The following is a 19,706-nucleotide window of genomic DNA, read 5'->3' on the forward strand; positions in this document are numbered from 1 at the left end:
AGTGCTCTGTGGTAAAAATCCTCTGCGGAGCCGGTTGGTTAATATTTAATGTTTAGTCGGTAAAAATAGTGTCCGTTCGTATTGGCCTGCCCGGAAAAGCGGTTCGTCGGCGGGGTGGCAACGATTTCCTCGTTGCTGACGGCTACCCATTCGCCGTTCGTCAGGGACGCGCATCCCTCAAGTATATAGGTGAGTCCGACACGGCTCTCCCACTCCACGTTGAATGTATTGTTCGAAAAAGCCGGATCAAACACAATCTCCAGATCGTCGGGCGGAAGGACATCGAAGGTGATGCCGGCAATCGCAACGCCCTGATCCGCCAGCCGCTGCTGGGCTTCGATGGCAAAGGTGTCGGCGGTCGTGCCGTCGGTGGCCACATCGAAAAAGACCATGCCGGCGGTATTGGTGAGGTTTTCAAGATTCGTTGCTTCGGCCGCAACGGCAGCCCCGCCGGCCACCGACACGCGGATCCCCGTCGGATCCCAACGGCCGTCGCCGTTTGCTTCGTGTCCCGACATAATGCCCAGCCGGAATCCGGGCGTGGACTGGCCGACCGAGAACTTCAGCACCTCAGACCAGGTTCCCGCCCCGCTGTTTTCGGCGGCAACATGTCCCGTGTTGGGCATGTCGGCAACATCGTTGCCCGGAGCCAGCGTGGGATCGTCGATTTTGGGATAGGTTGCGAATACCGCTACAGGCGCGCTGCCCAGCGTTGCTCCTTCGGAATAGTTCGTTACCCATGCCGGGAGGCCATCCAGGTTGACGCTGAAGGCCTGGGCCTCGCCCGTCGTGCTTCCGTCGCCGAAAAACAGAGTTCCCGACGTGCCGTACACGTGATCGCCCAGATCGAAACTTTTGAAGATATTCGTGGATCGGAAGCCCTGCGCGGCGGCGCCGGTTTCATTGTAGCCCATGCCATCGCCGACCACATCGACCGTGCTGGAGACCCGCGTCAGGGGATAGGCCGTCTCCACGGAGCCTGCGGGACGGCTGTTCGCGGCGATGTCCGCCACGCAACCGCTCATGTATCCTTCGAGCTGCGTCACGATATCGGGATAGGCTGACGCCACGTCCGTGCTCTCTCCAATGTCCGCCTCTAAATCGTACAGCTTGCCCAGACGCAGCTTCCACTTCCCGGAGCGCACCGCCTGCAGCGTGTTTACATCATAATAGAAAAAGGCTTCGTGCGGACTCTCCGCGCCTTCCGTCAAAACCGGCCAGATATCCCGTCCGTCAATCACGCGATCATGCGGCACGTCGGCTCCGGCAAGACCGGCAAACGTGGGAAGCAGATCCATCGTTGACATCACTTCATCGATCTCCGTATCGGCCGGTATCGCGCCCGGCCAGCGGACGACGGTCGGCATGCGCATGCCGCCTTCCCAGGTATCACCCTTGTTCCCTCTCAATGGCGTTGCCAATCCAAGCGCCGCCTTGGAGGGGCCGTTGTCCGAGGTGAAGATGACCAACGTATTGGCGTCGATCCCCTGCTCCACCAAAGTGTCGAGGATTTGCCCGACCGACCAGTCCACCTCGTTGATCGCGCGATAGTAGAGATCATCGCGAATTTCATAGTAGATCGTGTCGTTCTCTTCCTCCGCGGCCAGTGCGTCCAGAATAGACGGCGAGACCCCGTCCAGGAATGGCGGGGAGATGCTGATGGGCCGGTGCGGCGCCGGATGCGGGACATACAGGAAAAACGGCTCCTCCCTATGCCGTTCGATAAAGTCGATCGCATGCTCGGTCACCCGCTGCGTCAAATAATCCGCATCGGGTTCCAGCTCGATCACCTCGCCACCGTCCAACAGCGGTAGCGGGGAAAATTCATCGCCCCGGTTGGGATGGTAGGGATGAATGTCGTGGCTGTAGGGAATGCCGAAATATTCCTCAAAGCCCTGCCGGGTTGGCAAAAACTCCGGCTGGTCGCCCAGATGCCACTTGCCGACCATGCCGGTGGCATAGCCCGCCGATTTCAGCACCTCGGCAATCGTCACTTCGTCCGGGTTCAACCCGCGGGTATCCGCAGTCAGGAACACCCCGTCGGCCATGCCGATGCGCTCGGGATAACACCCCGTCATCAGCGCTGCGCGGGACGGCGTGCAAATGTTGCCCGCCACATAAAAACTGGTCAGCTTCGCCCCCTCCGCCGCCATTTGGTCGATGCGCGGCGTGCTGACGTGCGTTCCGCCGAAACAGCCCAGATCCGCGTACCCCTGATCGTCCGTAAAAATGATGATAAAATTGGGCCGGTTGCTCGTGACCCAAATCGACACCGTGGCCGGGGCGCTGTTGGTCTGCCCGTCGTTGACGGTGAATGTGAAGCTGTCCCTTCCCTGATATCCGTTCGCCGGTGAGTAAGTCCACACATTCGTTGCACCTGAAAGCGTACCGTGGGACGGTTGCATCTGCACGTTATACGTCAGGTTGCTGCCCTCCGGATCGGTGCCGGTCAGCGTAATGTCCACCGGGGTGTCGGGCAGCGTGCGCACGCTCTGCTCATCCGCGACCGGAGGGTCATCCACCTCCGAACCCGCAAACAGATCAAAGATCACGCCGCTGATCGCGGTACCTTGGTCCGCCAACCGGTTTTGACCCTCCAGCGAAAAAGTGCCGCTGGTTTCGCCATTCAGATCCACATCGAAGAACACCCAGCCGGGGGTTGAGCCGGACGTGTTTTCCAGCCCGGTGATTTCGGCGGCAAGTCCGCCATCTACGGAAAGCCGAAGCCCCGTCGGATCCCATTTTCCGGTCGAATCGCCCTGGGTGCCCGACATGATGCCGATGCGGAACATTTCAGGTGTTGCGGCATCGATCGAGAAGGTCAACACTTCCGCCCAGTTTCCAACGCCGCCGCCCGTCGCCACGCCGATCCCGCATATCGTCCAGTCCGCCACATCGCTTCCACTCAGCGTCGGGTCGTCGTAGGGGCCATAATTGGTTTGCTCACTCACCGATCCAAACTGCGCTCCCTGGGCAAAAGTTGCCCAGCCCGCGCCTGATTGCGTGTGGACGGAAAAAGCCTGGTTGTTGGCGGCCGTGGTTCCGGTTCCGAAGAAAAACAGCCCTTCGGATCCATATTCGTTGTTTCCGTCGGCATCGAAGCCTTTGGCCACGCTCGTTGAACGATAGGCCGTCACCCCGGTTTCGTCGTAGCCCGCGCCATCGCCAACCACCGAAATGTCGATGGCCGCGTTCGCCGCAAAGGCCATAAGCCCCGCAATGAATGCTGCATTCTGGATTCGCTTTGATATCATTACATCGTCTCGAACACACAATCACCAAACCGTAGCGCGGATATCCGATCCGCGTTTCCTGAGCAACGGGAACTCGCATCAGATATGCGAGCTACTTGCCCCTCCAGTTTTGCTGGTGAAAAAAAAGCCGCCCGTCCCCGAGCGGCTTTTCCATTCGCAAATCATATGTCTACATCCTGAAACGACGGCGGATAAACAGAACACCTCCGCCGAATGCGGCAACCAGTCCCAGCGTCGCCGGTTCCGGAATTGAATCGAAGGTCACGCCTGCAACCCCGATACCCTGACCCGCCAAACGCTGGGTTCCGCCGAGAGCGTAGGTCCCATCGGCATCGATATCGAAGAAAACCCAATCCGTACTGGCTACAGCGTTAGCAAGCGGACTCGTGGTATGGTCGCCCACCGTGGCACTGGATGTTCCATCGCTCAACGTGATCGACGTGGGAATCCAGCGCCCATCGGTTTGGCCATCGATGTTGCCGAGCACCCCGACGCGAACGGTCGTGTCCGCAGCAAGCCCCGAGATGGTGAACGTCATCAATTCCGAATATGAACCTATACCGTTGCCAGATGTCGCCACAGCAAACCCGCCCAAGGTATCCGTTCCATCCAAAGCAACCGGATCGTCATAACTTGCGTAAGCAGGCTGGTCCTCCGCTATGGAAGCAAAATTCGCACCCGCAGCAAAGGCGGTCACATAGCTGGGAGTACTCCGCACATCCGTCCCCCAAGCTTGACCAGCAGTTTTGGTTAAGTTGGCACTGCCGTCTCCAAACATAAGGAAGCCGTCCGTTCCGTACCCTGCGACGGCATCGATGTCGTTAGCGGTTGCACTGACCCAGTCTTTATTGTTCTCCTGATAGGCCGTGGTGCTACCATGGACTACAATCGAGGCGTTGGAAGCGCACGCAAGCCCCAATCCCAATGCTATCCCTATCGTTTTCTTCATATATATTTTCCTTTTTTTCTCTCCGAGAGAAGGATCTTCCTTCCCCCACTTAATGAACCATATTGCCAGATTCGGAATTTTTGTCATTTGGCGCGATCGCGCCACACGGAGGGCCTTGCGGCCCTCCCTGCAAACGAGTTATTTGCCGAGCTTGTAGAACAGCTGGGATTCGCTGCCGATGGCATTGGTCACCGGCGAAGATACGCCCGTTTCCGAAACGCCCCATTCCCCATAAGCGAGGTTGACATTGGTCAACACGTTGTATGCGCGCCCGTCATCCCAGGACATGATGAGCGCCCCGTCGGAAACGGTAACACCACTGATCGGCGGGAGGGCCAGGCCATACACATCGCCATTCACGATTACCTTGTCGAACAGGGTGGCTGAACTGAAACCATCGCTTCCGCCGTAGATGTAGAGGCGGAACTCGACCGCTCCATCGAGCTCCTTGAACTCGGCTGCGGACAGATCGACCACATTGCGGCAGCTGTCGCCGTCCCATGTTTGGATATCGGTCGTCTGCCCCGTCGCGATTTCCGCTCCGTTGGCAAATCCTCCCACGGACGAGAAGAGCGCCCAGCGCTCCGCTGAGGAGGCCAGCTGGTTGACACGCGAACGGAAGGTGAAGCTGATCAGATCCATCGCATAGCCATTGGTCGGCGTGACGGTGAAGACCATGTAGTCGGCGTTGGTTATCGCCAGAGGGAGATTGTCGGCGTTGTTCATCAGGGTGTATCCCAATGCGGAGCTTGCGCCGCCGAACTCAAAACCGTTCGCCGTTCCAAACAGGTTATATTCCGCATCAAGCTCGCTGTAGTAGCTGTTGCCGTTATCCACATTAACAACGCTGACAATGCCGGTTCCCACGCCAAAACCGCTGGCGGTGACATTGGCGTCCTGGACGGTGACATTCGTCGTGGCCGTGCCCGTTCCATCGTCAAAGTCATAACCAGCGATCACGGTGGTGGAGATGGTTGGACTGTAATAGAAAACATCCACCGAACCATTGGCGGTGTTGGTTACGCCGGAACCGGCTTGAGTCCACGTAACGACCACAACGGAATCCGCGGTATCCCCATGGTTTACCAGCGCACCGGTGTTGGTGTAGGTGACCAAAATGTCTTCGTCCGTATTGCCCGCACCCAAAACAAAGCTTGCCGGATCCACACTGAATCCGTTGGTCACCACCACCGAAACAATTTCAATATTGGCCGGGATGGTTCCCTCAATGTACGAGGCAACGATCGTGCCGTTGGTGCTGGTGTCCGGACTATTCAAGGTCAACGAGAGCGAAGCCGGCGTCAGCTCAAAGCTGTTGGGTTCATTGATATAGGTAACACTTAACGGAACACTGGAGGTGTTGCTTACACCGGATCCCGCCTCGCTCCAGACAACCACCAGCGTGGAGTTTGTGCTCTCCCCGTTGGCAAGACCAATACCGGTATTATCAAAGGTGACCGTGATCTCTTCTTCCGTATCGCTGTTGCCCAGGATGGGATCGGTTATGGAAGCACTAAAGCCGGCACCGGCCAGCGCTGAAACGATGGTGATATCGTTCGAGGTGACCGCTCCGGCCATGTAGGTCGCCGTGATGGCGCCGTCGACACTCGTGTCGGGGGCATACAAGTCCAGCGAGAGCGAAGCTGGATTCAGCGCAAGACTTGCGCCGGGAGCGGCAACGACGGTATCAAACGTGATGCCGGCCAGGCTGGGGCCCTGGGTCGCCAGACGTTTCTGCCCTTCGATGGTAAACGTGCCTGAGGTTTCGCCATTCAAATCGATATCGAAAAAGACCCAGTTCGGAGCACCGTAGGGCGTGTTGTTCTCCAGTCCGGTCACCGCGTTGGTTACACCGCCGGAACTGATGCGCAAGCCGGTCGGATCCCAGCGTCCATTCGATTGTGCCTGTGTACCCGCAAACAGGCCGATTCGGAATTGTTGGGGGGCGCCGGCATCGAAGGTAAACGTCACCATTTCACCCCAGGTTCCAGCGCCTCCTGTGGCGGCCGAAACCATGGCACCGACGGTGCCCCAGTCGGCCACATCCGCGCTGATTGCATTGGTAGGATTGTCCATCGGCCCCTGGCCATAACCCTGGGCGACACTGATGAAATTAGCTCCCTGGGCAAACGTGGCCCAACCCGCGCCAACCTGGGTGCGCTTCGTGAAGAGTTGGTTGTTTATTTCAGCCCCCCCATCTCCGAATACCATCAGGCCTTCCGTGCCATAGGCATCGTCTCCATCGACATCAAACGTTTTGGCTACCCCCGTCGAGCGATACGCATGCGCTTCGTTTCCCGCCCCATTACCGAGCAGGTCATAGCCGGTTCCGTCTCCGACCAAGTCGATTGTAACGGCTCCGTACGTCGCGGACAGCATGCCCAGCGCCAGAATCATTCCAGTAGTTTTTTTCATTTCACATCTCCTTTTAGTTTTTCACTCGCTTCTTTGGCCTCCGAGGACAAGACCTTTGGTAACGGCAATAGTGAATATCCAACAGATCGCCATTTTTGCCTATACCCTGAAAAGGGTATTATGAGCGTTTTTTTTCGGCCGGTCGCCATGGCATGGCTAGCGATCGGTACGGCGGCCGCGGACGCGGTAGTAGCGCACTTCGGCAGCCGGAGCGTTGGTGGAATAAATATTTTGCGGCGGCGTGGCCGAGCGGTCCACCACCAGCGGGATCCAGGCGTTGACCGCCAGGTTGGTGGAATATTCCAACGTATATTCGGCGTTGCTTGCGCTTTGCCAGGCAATCGCCACATCGGTGCCGGAGACCTCCAGCCCTTCGATCACCAGGCAGGAGGCGGCGTTGGTGGGATCGGTTCCGACCCAGTATTCCTCTTCGTTGCTCAAGCCGTCCATATCCCAATCCCCGTTTCCTGCTTCGGTCGTGCTGGAACCGAAGTGGGCCAGCTCCCAATCGTCGGCCATGCCGTCGCTATCCTGGTCGATCAGCGAACGCGTATCGAACAGCGTGCTTTCGTAGGCCGCCACGGTACCGTCGGCATTAACAACGAAGACCCGGAAATAAATATCCGCCCCCGGAACCAGCCCGGTCAATGTTACGGAGAAATCCCCTTCGGACTGCGGCGGCAGATCGGTGCTGTATTGCCACGCTTCAATTTCGTCGCCGCCGTCGTACGAACCCCAGCAGACGGTAACGTCCACCACGGAGTTGGAAACGGTGTAGATGACCTCCCCCTGCACGAGGGCGGAAACCCCATCGATGCCATCCACGCCACGGTTGGCGGCCAGCATCAGCGGCTGGGTGTCGTAGACCTTGAGCCCCTCGGCGATCGCGGTCTGGCTCATTTCTTCAAAGTTGTGGCGATCCGTCCAGGTGGCCTCGTGCCAAAGGTCCAGTGCCGTTGCCTTGTAGAAGCCCGGCATATCCGCGCGCGGCAGTGCGGCGAGCGCATCCTGCCCGGCCTGAATGATGGCGACGGCCTCGTTGTAATCAGCGGACCCGACCGTCATGGCATCCAGGCAGGGACTTTTTTCCGGGCGGTCGAAGCAAACCATCGGGCCGGGATTGGTGCTGTGCTTGTAAAAACTGGCGAGGTTTTTACCCGTCAGCGCATAGAGCCGGGCCACCTGCGCATCGGTGAGCGGTGCGCGCCCGGCCAGGTTGTCGGGATAGTTCGAGCTGAAGTGCGGATAATACGGTGCGTTCATGTCGAGCCAGGTGGCGATCCGGTCGATATCCTCGGTCGTCATCGAACCGCTGTTGTGTCCGGACAGGATTTTCGTCAGCAACGGGCTGTTGTGCGAGCCCCAGCTTTTGGCCTGCTGGATGGCGGCCGGGCCGGCGCCGATGGCTCCGGTATATCCCTTTTTCCACAGCTCCATGTAGGAGGCATTGAAGAACAGGGTTTTGTCGCCGGCCAGCACCAGCGTACCGGACGCCGATCCGTCGAAATCGTGGCATGGCATGCAGTGCGCATCGAAGACGGGCTGCACTTCCTGCAGATAGCCGAAATTCCGGGGTTCGCCATACCAGCCGTCGAGCTGGCTCGGCGCGCGCAGGGTGGCCAGCGGCAGCGAGTTGGTGCCGTAGGCCGCCGGGGCCAAGGTGCGGTCGTCGTGGCAACCGATGCAGCCCTGGGTTTCGTTGGGCTGAATGATCGTTCCCGTGCGCATCGACTGGATCATCCGCTTGTTTTCATCCAGCAATTGGAAAAAGAGGAATGTGCTCGACGGCGCATTGAAATGGGCCGAGCCGTCTTCCTCGACCGGAACCGTTCCGAGAATCTTTTTATTCTGGAAGTTGTGCCAGTTCATGCCCGGCGATGTGCGGCCCTGGGCGCCCCACTGCTTATCCCAAACAAAATCGGTTTTGTTGGGGGCTTCGATCACACGAAGATATTTCACCTCGCCGCGTTCAACGCCCTCCATGTGCGTTCCTTCGTAGACATCCTGTATATAGAAGCGGCCATCGGCCCCGTTGTTCTTGCGGTGGATTGCAACATCGTGCGGCATGGCGCGCGGGGCGAGCGGCATCGGGTCGAAGCACCCCCAAACCCCGGTGCCTTCGCTGTAGAGCAGGGCTGAATCCCCTTCCGTATCCAGCAGGTAAAGACCCATGTGCGAACTGCCGCCGGTGATTTCGCGCGAGCAGAGGAAATAGCGACCGCCCACCCCGGAGTCGGGATCAAGGAGCGGCCAGGGATCTTCGTGCCGGATGGACGTGTTCTTGAAGCGGTCGAAATCCTGTCCGTCCACTTTCACCCAGCTCTCCAGTCCCGCCGGCCAGGTGCGTACCACCGGGTCGCGCCCATCAACCCCCTTGCGGCGGTCAATGAGGGCAATGGCACCCCACGGCACGTCGTGGCAGGAACTGAAGGTGCAAACGATGTACGGCGTTCCGGGAATCATCTGCCCGTCGAGCACGCCACCGGGGCTCGTCGTGTTGTTGCCGTACATGATGGCATGGCCGGTGCCGTCGGGTTCGCAGACCCACAACCCCTGTGCATCGCCAAAGTTGCGGTCCACATATTCCCAGCGCGAATACATGATGCGCCCGTCGGGCATCAGGCTCGGATGGTCTTCGAACAGGGTGCTGCGTGCAATCTGTTGGATGTTGGCGCCATCGGCATCCATCTTGTGGAGATTGGCCGAAATGTGGCGGTTGCAGCCGATATATTTGATTTCGCGCGTCGAGGTGAAAACAATATCGCCATCGGGCATGTAGATCGGATCCAAATCGTCGGCATCCTGAATGAACGTCAGCTGTTTCAGCCCCGAACCGTCGGCGTTGATTTCATAGATGTGGTAGCTGTCGGCGAGATCCTGGCGCATGGAGAAGACAATCTTTTCGCCGCTGAAGTGGACGTCGGGATCGCGGATCATGCCTTCGGAGGTTTCGAGCAGCGTGGTGACCGCGCCGGTGACGGGATCAAAAACCTTGAGCGCCCCGGCGGCCCTGTAGCTTCCGGTGTTGTATTCATTCGGGCAGGAAGGAAAGAACGTGGCGGTGTTGTGGTGATCCCGGTCATATTGCTTCCGCGCAATGAACAGGATCGGCTGGTTGGTCACGCAGGCAGGCAGCTCAGCAAAGAGATCCCCCGCAAGGCATCCCGCCGCAACCGCTAAAATTAGTGCCATCCTTCTGCACTTCAAACCAGTGTGCAGTTCAAAACCAACCCTGCTTTTCGCCATGCGACAGAAGATGTTGACCGCGAAGACGCTAAGAAACGAAGATTCAGAATCCTGATTGCCTTGCGTCTTAGCGTCTTTGCGGTCATTTCCTATGCTGTGAAACCGCGTTAGAAATTTTGTTTTCATAACATCCATCTTTTTTAAATCCGTTAAAGCGACTTTATGTATTCCACGAGGTCGTCGATCTGGGTTTCGGTCAATCCCGCCGTGCTTCCATGCGAAAAGACCTCGAGCACGTCGCGAATCGTTTGCGCGCGGCCGTCGTGCAGATAGGGCCCGGTGCGCCAGACCTCGATCAGGCTCGGCGTGTCGAACGGCCCCGCATCGATGGTCGTTCCCGTTCCAACATCGTGCAGCTCCTGGTCGGTTAAATAGTCGCCGCTGTGGCAACCGGTGCAACGGGCGTTAAAGATCGTCTCCCCCCGAACCGCCGCCGCGCTCAATCCGCCATCCACCAGATACGGGCTGGGCACGGGTTGCTGCGCCTTGAGGAATGCGTCGAGATAGAGGTCTTCATTGTTTTTCCATTTGATCATATGGCTGAACATGATGCCGGCCCGGACCGATGTCTCGGCGTTCGGGCGCACCCCCGTCCAGGTGGTCGGCGCCGTGTAGTGGGCCTGCAACAGGCTCTTGGCGTTTTTGGCATTGCCGAAGCCGTCGTTGAGCAAGTCCCAGTTGAGTCCGTCGTTGCGGCCGCCGGGATGGCAGCTGGTGCAGCTCTGCCACTGCTGGGCGGAAAGCGTGGCATCGTGGAACAGTTGCATCCCGAGCCGGACATCCGTCTGGGGCATCACCCAGCCGATTTCGATCTCCTGCGCGGCATATTCCTGCCCGTCCGCCAGATCGGCAACGGAAAGCGAATCGCTGAAATAGTTCGCGGCATAGACCGTTGTTCCAACCACCGCCACGTCGCGCGGGCCGTTGCCCGGCAGCGGCAGGCGGCGGCGCAGTCCCGCCAGATAGGAAAGATCGTCGCAAACGTTTTTGGTGGCGGAGGAGAGCTTGGCCAGCAGCCCCGGCCAGTCGACCGCGCTCAGCTCGTGGGTTCCTGCGTGCGCAATGCAGAGCGTTCCGCCATCGGCCGTGAAGCCCGTCCCCCACGGGTTGGCGGCGCCCAGATCGAGGTCGTCGAGCTCCACCGTGTTGTAGAGCGTGTCGGACGCGAGGTCGATGATGCTCAAGGTGGAGGTATTCACCCAACCGCGGAAAATCTGGTTGGCCGGAACGCGGTAGCGCCCGAGCGCATGGGCCACGACGGCATAGCCACCGTCCGGCGAAACCGCCACATCCCGCAGGCTGTGCGAGCCCGGCGGCAACACGATGCTGGCCGTAACCAGTCCGCTCGCCGTATCGATCACGCTGACGGAGGCCGCCACGCCGGTTTGGGTGGAGGGCTGGTGCGGAAGCAGATTGCCGACCACCAGCTTGGAGCCGTCGGGCGTGAGCGCCGCGTCGAACGGCTCGCGCAGCACGCCGATCCGATCCGCAACACTGCCCGTGGTGAGATCGACCACGGCAACGGTATTGAGGAACCGTTCGCAAATATAGAGGCGATTGCCGGTCGCCAGTACCGGAGAGCGCGGAGTATGGCCGACCGGAATGGTTTGGGTCACCTGCATCGAGGCCGTATCGACCACATAGACCGCCCCATCGGAAACCCCGGCGGTGACGTAGAGCGTGGCTCCGTCCGACGAGAGTGCCAGGCCGGAAGGATGCTGCGGCAGATCAATCGAGCCCAGCCGCGTATTATTCGCCAGATCAACCACCCCGACACGGGCCGCAGTGGACTCAGCGATATAGAGCAGGCCGTTGACGGCATCGGCCGCCAGCTCGGTCGGCGAAAGATAGAAATCGCGGTCATCCGAAAAGATTACGCCCCGGGCTGTTCCGCTTTCGATAACCGCACCCTCCGCCGAATCGATGGCGAAATAGAAATCCTCGTCGCCTTCGTCGAGCGCATCGCCCCAGATCGTGATGGCAATCTGCATTTGCGTTTCGCCCGGGAGGAAGGTCAGTGTATCGCCTTGGGCCTCATAGTCAGCCGAGCCGGCCAGCCCGTCCGCCGTGGAAAAGGTAAAAGAAATCGCTTCCGGATAGGCGCGGGAAAGCCAAACCCTGAAGACGGCCAGCGATGATCCCGAATCGCCCTCAACCATCTGGGCAGGATCCACCGATATGCGCGGATAGGAGGGCGTGAAGCTTTGGAGGCCCGACCAGACGGTGCCATATTGGTTCGACGCGGCGCAGCGGTAGACATATTCCGTGTCCGTCGTCAGGTTGTCCACCTGCACCGAAAAATCGCCGGGGGAAAGCATGCCGAGATCGGCATTATGCGCCCACGCGCCCACGTTCGTACCGCCATCGGTTTCGCCCCAATAGGCCCAGACCTGCGTCGATGCGGCGCCTGTGCTGACGAGGGTACCGGTCAACGTTGCGGCGTCGGCAAGCAGGTTGGAAACACCGCTCAGGTTATCAACACCTGGAGGAACTCCTGCAATGGCGCGGCCATACAGCGTGATTTTATCGAGCGCCGCCAACGTGCTGGATGTCGAGGTCGTCCCCCGGCCCCAGGCATAGATGCGGAATTGCGTGGCCTCGGTCATGGTTTCCAACGCCGTGCCGGACAGATCCACCACCACCCCATCGTAGGTTCCCGTCAGGCCGACCACGTTGGTGATGATGACCGAACTGCCAATCAGGTTGCCAGAAGCATCGGTCACAGCATATTCATCCACCGAATCCACATGTTTCTTGGTGACCTTAAAGGTGATGCTGGAAAGCTGAAATACGGCTCCAGCATCAGGAGTGACGGTGAACGAAATGTAATCATTTCCGGCAACCGCATCCTCGAAGCTCCCCGTAACGGCATCATCCACACCGATACCGACGCATCCGACCGTACCCGTGCCGCCAAAGGCCGAACCGGCGGCATCCTCCCCGGAGTTATCGCCGACCGTCGAGACGAAGGCGATGGCCATCGGAGACGTCAGCGGGCTAGCCGTCATATTGGCGGCAACCACCGTTGCATCACTCATATCCGCCGCATCGGAGTTAAAATCATAGCCAACCAGCATTCCCGCTGCGGCTTCCGGATTCACGTCAAAGGTCACGCCGCTGATCGCGGTCCCCTGGCCCGCCAACCGGTTTTGCCCTTCGAGCGAAAAGGTTCCGGAGGTTTCGCCATTCAGGTCCACATCGAAAAAGGCCCATCCGGAAGTATTGTCGGGCGTATTCGGCAAACCGGTGATTTCGGCGGGGGCACCGCCGTCAACCGAAAGGCGGAGCCCGGTCGGATCCCACCGGCCATCACTGCTGGTTGTTTGCGTGCCGGACATGATGCCAACTCGGAACTGCTGTGGCGTAGTGCTGTCGATGGTGAAAGTCAGCACCTCCGCCCAAGCCCCAACACCGCTACCCAGTGCTACGCCAATCCCGGCGAGGGCCCAATCGGCCACATCCGTCCCGCTCAGAGTGGGGTCGTCATAGGGGCCGTAGGCCGCCTGTTCACTAACGGAGCTAAACTGCGCCCCTTGCGCAAAGGTTGCCCACTCCGCGCCCGTCTGCGTGTGCTCCGACCAGCCAAGGCCATTCCCGGCACCCGCATTGTTTCCAAAAAAAAAGGTTCCGGCGCTACCGTATTCATCATTTCCGTCGGCATCGAACGATTTGCCGACACTCGTTGAGCGGAAGGCCACCAAACCGGTTTCTTCATAGCCGGATCCATCGCCGACGACCGTAATATTGATTGCGGCGTTCGCAGCGCAGCCCATTAACCCGGCACAGATCGCCGCACGCTGCAGTTGTTTCAGTCTCATATGGTTTCCACCTCTTGCTTCAAATACGGAAATGTTCATGGAGCGCACCGCCACAGCGAATCCACCCTTTTTCGGAACATCGGTAAAAACATACCGCTTGGGGGAGAAACCCGGTATCGCCGGAAAAGGGTATTTTGCCCCTTTTTTCCAAAGGCCGCGCCTTGTGCCATGAAAGTATAAAGCCATGTCGCTTTCACCTCGGAGACCCTGGCGCGGCACAATCGCAACCAAATTATCACAACCACTGATGATTCACACCAAAGCGGCTTCGCAGCAGAAAAAATGACAGAACAATTAGGACAGAATGATTTCCTTTATGCCGTAACCATGAATTATTTTGTCCTAATTATTCTGTCAAAAAAAATGCACGATTTGCTTAACCGCGAATGAACACCAATGAACACGAATTTCCCCTGCGCCCGCACCGAAAACAGTCCTGTTATTAATCGTCCTGTGAAAAAAATGGGTTGGAGGGCGAGGTTCCATCCGAGCCGCCCACCGCACCGGATCGTTATTCGCCACAAAAGAACGCAGGGAAACGCAAGGACGGGGCGGAAAGAAATCTTGGAGTGCGGCGGGAACTGAAAGGCCACGCCGCTTTAAAAACCGGTGCGGACGGTTTTGTTGGCCACACAATTGAGAAGCAATTGCGCGCATAACCACGGCATTGCTGCCGCCGCCGCTTTCCGTTGCCGGAACGCCTATCCCGCAGGTCTCCCTGGATAAGAACACACACTTCCACTGCACAACCGCCGCATTTACCGTAGAGGTACTGCCCCGGACTTCGGCATGCTGGGCAACCTCATCCACCTCCTCAGCCTTGTATGCGATTTCTGTTCGTCGGCTCACAGTTTTGATTCCTTCTTCCTCCCCACGATCCCTCGCGAGACCGCAGTTGATTTCATCTAGCGCTTCGGCTACCGTCGTTTCCAATGAAAGGAACAACGAATAGCCGGGCAACGCGCAGGGGACTCGAACCCCATAAGTTTGTGTTCATGCCAGGCGTACCCAGGGGTTAGAGGCTATCGAGAAAACGCTCGTTGAGTCAGGCAAAGCACAAGGCACTCAGCCTCATCCCTAAACGTTGGGCACAGGAGATACTTAATGGCAAAAAAACGTATCGATCTAGATATAGATAAGTATCAAAACATGGTTAAGAATTACCATGAAGAATCTGACAGAGCAGCTGCTGTGCTTGCGGGAAGCTTCATTGAAGAATTCTTACGCATATTTCTCCGTGATCAATTGCGAGATGATCCAGTGGTTGATGAGATGCTTGAAGGATACGGCCCACTAGCCACATTTTCTGCGAGAATCGACATTCTGTATGCAATGGGCAACATCGATAAGGCAATACGAAGTGATCTAAATTTCATTCGAAAAATTCGCAATCATTTTGCGCACCATCCCGAGCAGACATCTTTTGATGAAAGCCCTATTCGTGATTTTTGTAGCAACCTATCAACTGCTAAAATAGGTATTGATCAAAATGGAAAGCAACATGTTCCTCCTAATGATCGCAGGCTTCATTATCTCTTAGCTATTGGGATGATTGTTGGACAAATTCACAATGCAATGCTTAAGGAAAAAACTAAAAAATTGCCCAACAATAACGGGATAGTCGAGTAGGAGGGACGATGTTGCCAGTCGCGTTGCTCCTTGCCGCTTCTACGCGCGGCCTCCGCGTTGCGGTCTCGCGGCTATCCCCTGGTTCATGAAGCCGATGCTTGAAAAGGGGTCACCCATTAGAGGTTCCGGTCAAACACAAAATACCCTTCCATGGTCGTTTCTCAACGACCTGCTTATTTCCCTTTTCGTTGATCGGTTCTACGTTAATCCCCATCGCTGAACGTTTGCTGCCATCAGGGTCTTCGTCGCGTGGTTTGCCGCGTGATTCATCACGTGGTTGTTCAGTCACCCATCTGGATCTCGGATGCCGGCGGCGAAGGCAACCACCTGCGCTTTGTGCCGCATCCCCATTCTGCTATTGCAGAACCAGAAAACCTTCTGTACCCGTCCACCGCCCATTCAGTCAAAGTGGTTTGCCTTCGGTCCCGCATCTGCGGGTCCTCCGGGTTTCCAGACCCTTGGGGGCTGGCAACGGGGCAACCCCGTTTCAAACGATAGAGTTGGGACGCCGCCGGATTCCAATCAGAACACTGGTTTTACCAGACCCCTTTCCGGTTCCCGGCGGCATCCCGTTTATCCAAACATCAGCTTTTCATCAAAATCCTTTCCGTTCATTACATGCCACATCGCCTTGGCCAACTTGCAGGCCAGCGCTTTTTTCGCCTTAGGCACGCCGCTCGTTCTTTTTTTACGTTCGTACCAGGCGTGGATGCGCGGGTTGAAGCGCGCGGCATAGGTTGCGGCCTCAACGAATGCCCATGCGAGATAACGGTTGCCGTTCTTCGCGTTGTTTTTACCCTTCTTTTTTCCGTTCGAACTGCATTCACTTTTTACCGCCCGGCAGTAGGAGGCGTAGTCGCCCGCGCTTTTGAAGCGGCTGAAATCCCCGCTCTCAAGGGCGACAAGCATTCCCAGCGCAACCCCGATTCCCGGAACCTGCTGCGCCCGTCGGTATTGCTTTGTCGGTTTTGCGACTGCCAGCACCTGCTGCTCGACCTTTTTCGCCAGGCGATCCGACTCACGGATGGCTTCAAGCAGGGTTTCGAGCTGAAGCTGAACGAATTCGTCGAGTCCGGTGGCCTGAATATCTTTTAATGTCCACTGTTCCAACTTGCGCGCACCCGGTGCATCCAGGCCATAGCGTTCGAGCAGGCCGCCGAAGCTCAGCAGCACCTGTGTCCGACGGCGCACGAACAGCTGTCTTCTGCGCAATGCATCGCGTACGGGGCGTGTTTCCTTCGGATAGATGTAGCTTTCCGGAAAGATACCCAGCCGGAGCTGCTCGGCCAGCCAGTCCGCATCCGTCAGATCGTTAGTGATCTTGATCCCCTTGTACTGCTCCATCTTCGCCGGGTTGCCCAGCTTTACATTACGGTCTTTCTCGCGAAGTCCATCGACGAACCAGTACCAGTTAAAGGTCGATTCCACGCCCAGCGCCACGATCCGATCCCAGAACGGGTCGAGCGCAGCATTGACGGCCGCAAGGTTCGCTTTCACGCGTTTGCGGAACACCGTGTTCCCCTCCTGATCACAAAGGGAGAGGAAAACATTGTTTCCATGCAGGTCGGCACCTGCGTATAGTGCATTTGCTTTGGTCGTTTGCATAACTGCTCCTTTAGTTAGTGGTTTAACCCAAGGATAGTTTGCGCTCGACCAAGGCTTATTTCAAAGAACCTCTTTATGATTATCAGGCCGCCTAAATCGTCATTTTGGGCAAAGGGATCCTTTGATCTTTGTGTTTGATGAACTAAGGGTCATCCAAGAGGTTCCGAATGGCGTTGGAAAAGGCTGAGAATACAAGGGTTTGATGCAGAAGATAACGAGCGGTTTTGGGGCGCGCGGTGGTTGCCCGTTCGGCGGGGCAGGCGGGACGCCTGCGATACAGCAAGCGGCACATCGTTAGTGCGGTGCCATTTCCCGGCGGGAATGGCTTGTGCGGGAGCGGGGGCTTTCCTGCCCCCGCCGGGGACAGGAATGTCCCCGCTCCGTTTGAGCCGACCATCGATCCTGTCCATCCGGTGATTCGAAAAAGGGATCAGCCGATGAATTTTAAAATAGGGGTATTCACTTCGCTGGACTAAGTCTGTATCTTGTGGTTTCTTCCCCTGACCGACAGGGATATTTCCTTGAACCGAACGGGTTCCATAGCGACTGCATTTTGTAGCAGACGGTAAAGCAGCATTCCCCGCGAGCGGGAAGTGCGCCGGTTGAAGCGGAACGTGTATTCGTCGAGATAGTATGCCAAATGCTCGTGACTTACTGCGCCCTGATGTGTTCCGCCAAGCCACCGCTTAAGCAAACTGGCGACTCGATGGCAAAGGGGGAGCAGGTTCGCGCCAACATCCTCGGATTTCCGAACGACTTTATGGTCGTAGCCCAAAGCTCCCAAACCATTGTACCCCTTCCACCCGTCCGTCTTCACCTGCGTACCCGGATCAACCGTTTCTCGGATGGCCCCTTCAAGGCTTTTGGATGAGGCATCGGGTATTTTTACAAGGCGAATGCGACCGACGGCCTTACCATTCTCCTGCGCCACGATCAGCACAAGGGTCTTGCCTTCGGCTCCGCGCCCCCGTTTCCCGGGCCTTGTGCCGCCTATGAAGGTTTCATCCACCTGCACGGTTCCGGCCAGTCTTTCCCGTCCCGGACGTACCATCGCCCGGCGGAGCTTGTGCAGCCACGTCCATGCGGTCTTGTAGCTTCCGAGGCCGAGAACGCGCATCAGTCCCAAGGCGCTGGCTCCGTTCTTCTGGCTTGTCACCCACCAGATCGCCCTGAACCAGGACGCCAGCGGTTTGCGGGTGCCCTCAAAGATCGTACCCGAGGTTACAGATGTTTAACGACTGCACGTCTTGCACTTGAAAAGGCCGTCTGACAGTCGCCACGACTCCCCATGGCCACAGGCCGGGCAAAGGAAGCCGTTCGGCCATCGCAATGATGCAAGATAGTCGCGACATGCTTCTTCACTTGAAAAGTTCAGTTCCAATTCTTCCAGATCCTTTGGATACGCTTCCATGAAACGTGTGTACCACAACATGTGGGTCTAGTCCATCGAAGTGAATACCCCTATTTTAAAATAGGGGTATCCCCTTCGCTGGACTCGGTACTACATCTTGTGTTTTGGCTTTCTCCCTCTAACCGAAAGAGCGATTTCATTATATCCTGTATGACCCACTACGACGGCATTCTGCAACAGGCGGAAGAACAGCAAACCACGGGATCGAGACTTACGACGGTTGAAGCGAAAGGTGTATTCGTCGAGATAGTAGCCCAGATGCTCATGGCTGACAGCTCCTTGATGCGTTCCGCCCAACCATCGTTTGATCAAGCTTGCTTCCCGGTGGCACAAGGGCAGCAAATTGTCTCCAACATCCGCAGTCTTACGAATCACTTTGTGTTCATATCCCAAACCCTTCACTCCATTATAGCCCGCCCATCCATCTGTTTTAATCAATGTCCCCGGCTCGACGGTTTCCTTTATCGCCGCCTCAAGGCTATCTGACGACGCATCCGCTATTCGCCGAAGACGGATCCGCCCGGTAGCCTTTCCCTTCTCCTGCGCAATGATCAGAACCAATGCCTTGCCTTCCGCCCCGCGCCCTCTTTTGCCTGGCTTTACCCCGCCAATGAAGGTTTCATCCACTTGAACGGTTCCCGTCAGCCTATCTTGCCCCGGTCTTACCATTGCCCGCCGCAACTTATGAAGCCACGTCCAGGCCGTTTCGTAGCTTCCCAGCCCGAGTATGCGTTTCAGGCCCAAGGCGCTGGCACCGTTCTTCTGGCCAGCTACCCACCAAATCATACGGAACCATGTGACCAGCGGTTTGCGAGTTCCCTCGAATACCGTACAGGCGATTACCGATGTCTTCCGGCTGCAATTCCTGCATTTAAACAACCCGTTCGTCAGCACCCAAACATCTGAGCCACCGCAGACCGGGCACCTGAACCCATCCGGCCAGCGCAGCTCAAACAAGAATTTCCGACAAGCCTCTTCCGTTGAAAAATTCACCTCCAATTCTTCGAGATTCTTGGGATATGTCTCCATTCATGGATAGATACCACAACATATGGGGGCTAGTCCAGCGAAGGGGATACCCCTATTTTAAAATTTAAAAGGAAAAGGGATTCTCGGATTTAAGTTAATGCTGTTTAGGGCGTTGTTTTTTCATCTGCACAGCCGCTGATTGCGGCTATTTTTGGTTCTTCTTGGAATTTTGTGGGGATAACTGTGCCAACGGCACAACACACGCGAAGCGAGGCTTGAGGAACGAAAGCAATGGAACGAAGTGGAATGGCAATAGCATGGGGCGAAGCCCTATGGTTTGGGGCATCCCCTGTTTATGCCCTGTAGGGGCCGCACAACAGCCGTCTTGTGTTGCCCATTCAGGGCAAATA

At 57.3% G+C, this 19,706-nt stretch carries 9 protein-coding genes and 1 pseudogene; 1 reads left to right on the forward strand and 9 read right to left on the reverse strand.

What is annotated here, in order from left to right:
* Positions 1-38: 38 nt before the first annotated feature.
* From E9954_RS08745 to E9954_RS08770, 6 genes are all read right to left on the reverse strand, one after another.
* Positions 39-3,254, reverse strand: a complete 3,216-nt coding sequence (locus tag E9954_RS08745; protein ID WP_136078803.1) for a sulfatase-like hydrolase/transferase — start codon at positions 3,252-3,254, stop codon at positions 39-41.
* A 169-nt stretch (positions 3,255-3,423) separates the two neighbouring features.
* Positions 3,424-4,203: a PEP-CTERM sorting domain-containing protein gene (locus E9954_RS08750; RefSeq protein ID WP_168442101.1), complete on the reverse strand. Its 780-nt coding sequence runs from the start codon at positions 4,201-4,203 to the stop codon at positions 3,424-3,426.
* A gap of 138 nt (positions 4,204-4,341) precedes the next feature.
* Complete coding sequence (locus E9954_RS08755; RefSeq protein ID WP_136078805.1) at positions 4,342-6,618, reverse strand: hypothetical protein; 2,277 nt, start codon at positions 6,616-6,618, stop codon at positions 4,342-4,344.
* A gap of 156 nt (positions 6,619-6,774) precedes the next feature.
* A complete protein-coding gene (locus E9954_RS08760; RefSeq protein WP_136078806.1) occupies positions 6,775-9,810 on the reverse strand; it encodes an HzsA-related protein in 3,036 nt (1,011 codons plus the stop codon).
* 203 nt (positions 9,811-10,013) lie between these two features.
* Entirely contained in the window at positions 10,014-13,682 is a 3,669-nt protein-coding gene (locus tag E9954_RS08765; RefSeq protein WP_168442102.1) for a cytochrome c peroxidase, read from the reverse strand.
* Between the two features lie 354 nt (positions 13,683-14,036).
* Positions 14,037-14,531: a hypothetical protein gene (locus E9954_RS08770; protein ID WP_136078808.1), complete on the reverse strand. Its 495-nt coding sequence runs from the start codon at positions 14,529-14,531 to the stop codon at positions 14,037-14,039.
* Positions 14,532-14,786: 255 nt separating this feature from the next.
* Here E9954_RS08770 and E9954_RS08775 point away from each other — a divergent pair, with 255 nt between their 5' ends.
* Positions 14,787-15,311, forward strand: a complete 525-nt coding sequence (locus E9954_RS08775; protein WP_136078809.1) for an MltR family transcriptional regulator — start codon at positions 14,787-14,789, stop codon at positions 15,309-15,311.
* A 573-nt stretch (positions 15,312-15,884) separates the two neighbouring features.
* Here E9954_RS08775 and E9954_RS08780 read toward each other — a convergent pair.
* The 3 genes and pseudogenes from E9954_RS08780 to E9954_RS08790 form a co-directional block, all read right to left on the reverse strand.
* Positions 15,885-16,916, reverse strand: a complete 1,032-nt coding sequence (locus E9954_RS08780; protein WP_136078810.1) for an IS110 family RNA-guided transposase — start codon at positions 16,914-16,916, stop codon at positions 15,885-15,887.
* Between the two features lie 472 nt (positions 16,917-17,388).
* Positions 17,389-18,327, reverse strand: a pseudogene (locus E9954_RS08785) (IS1595 family transposase).
* 90 nt (positions 18,328-18,417) lie between these two features.
* On the reverse strand, positions 18,418-19,356 hold the full coding sequence (locus E9954_RS08790) for an IS1595 family transposase (RefSeq protein WP_136078811.1): 939 nt from the start codon (positions 19,354-19,356) through the stop codon (positions 18,418-18,420).
* Positions 19,357-19,706 lie beyond the last annotated feature (350 nt).

This window comes from Pontiella desulfatans (assembly GCF_900890425.1).
Lineage (GTDB): Bacteria > Verrucomicrobiota > Kiritimatiellia > Kiritimatiellales > Pontiellaceae > Pontiella > Pontiella desulfatans.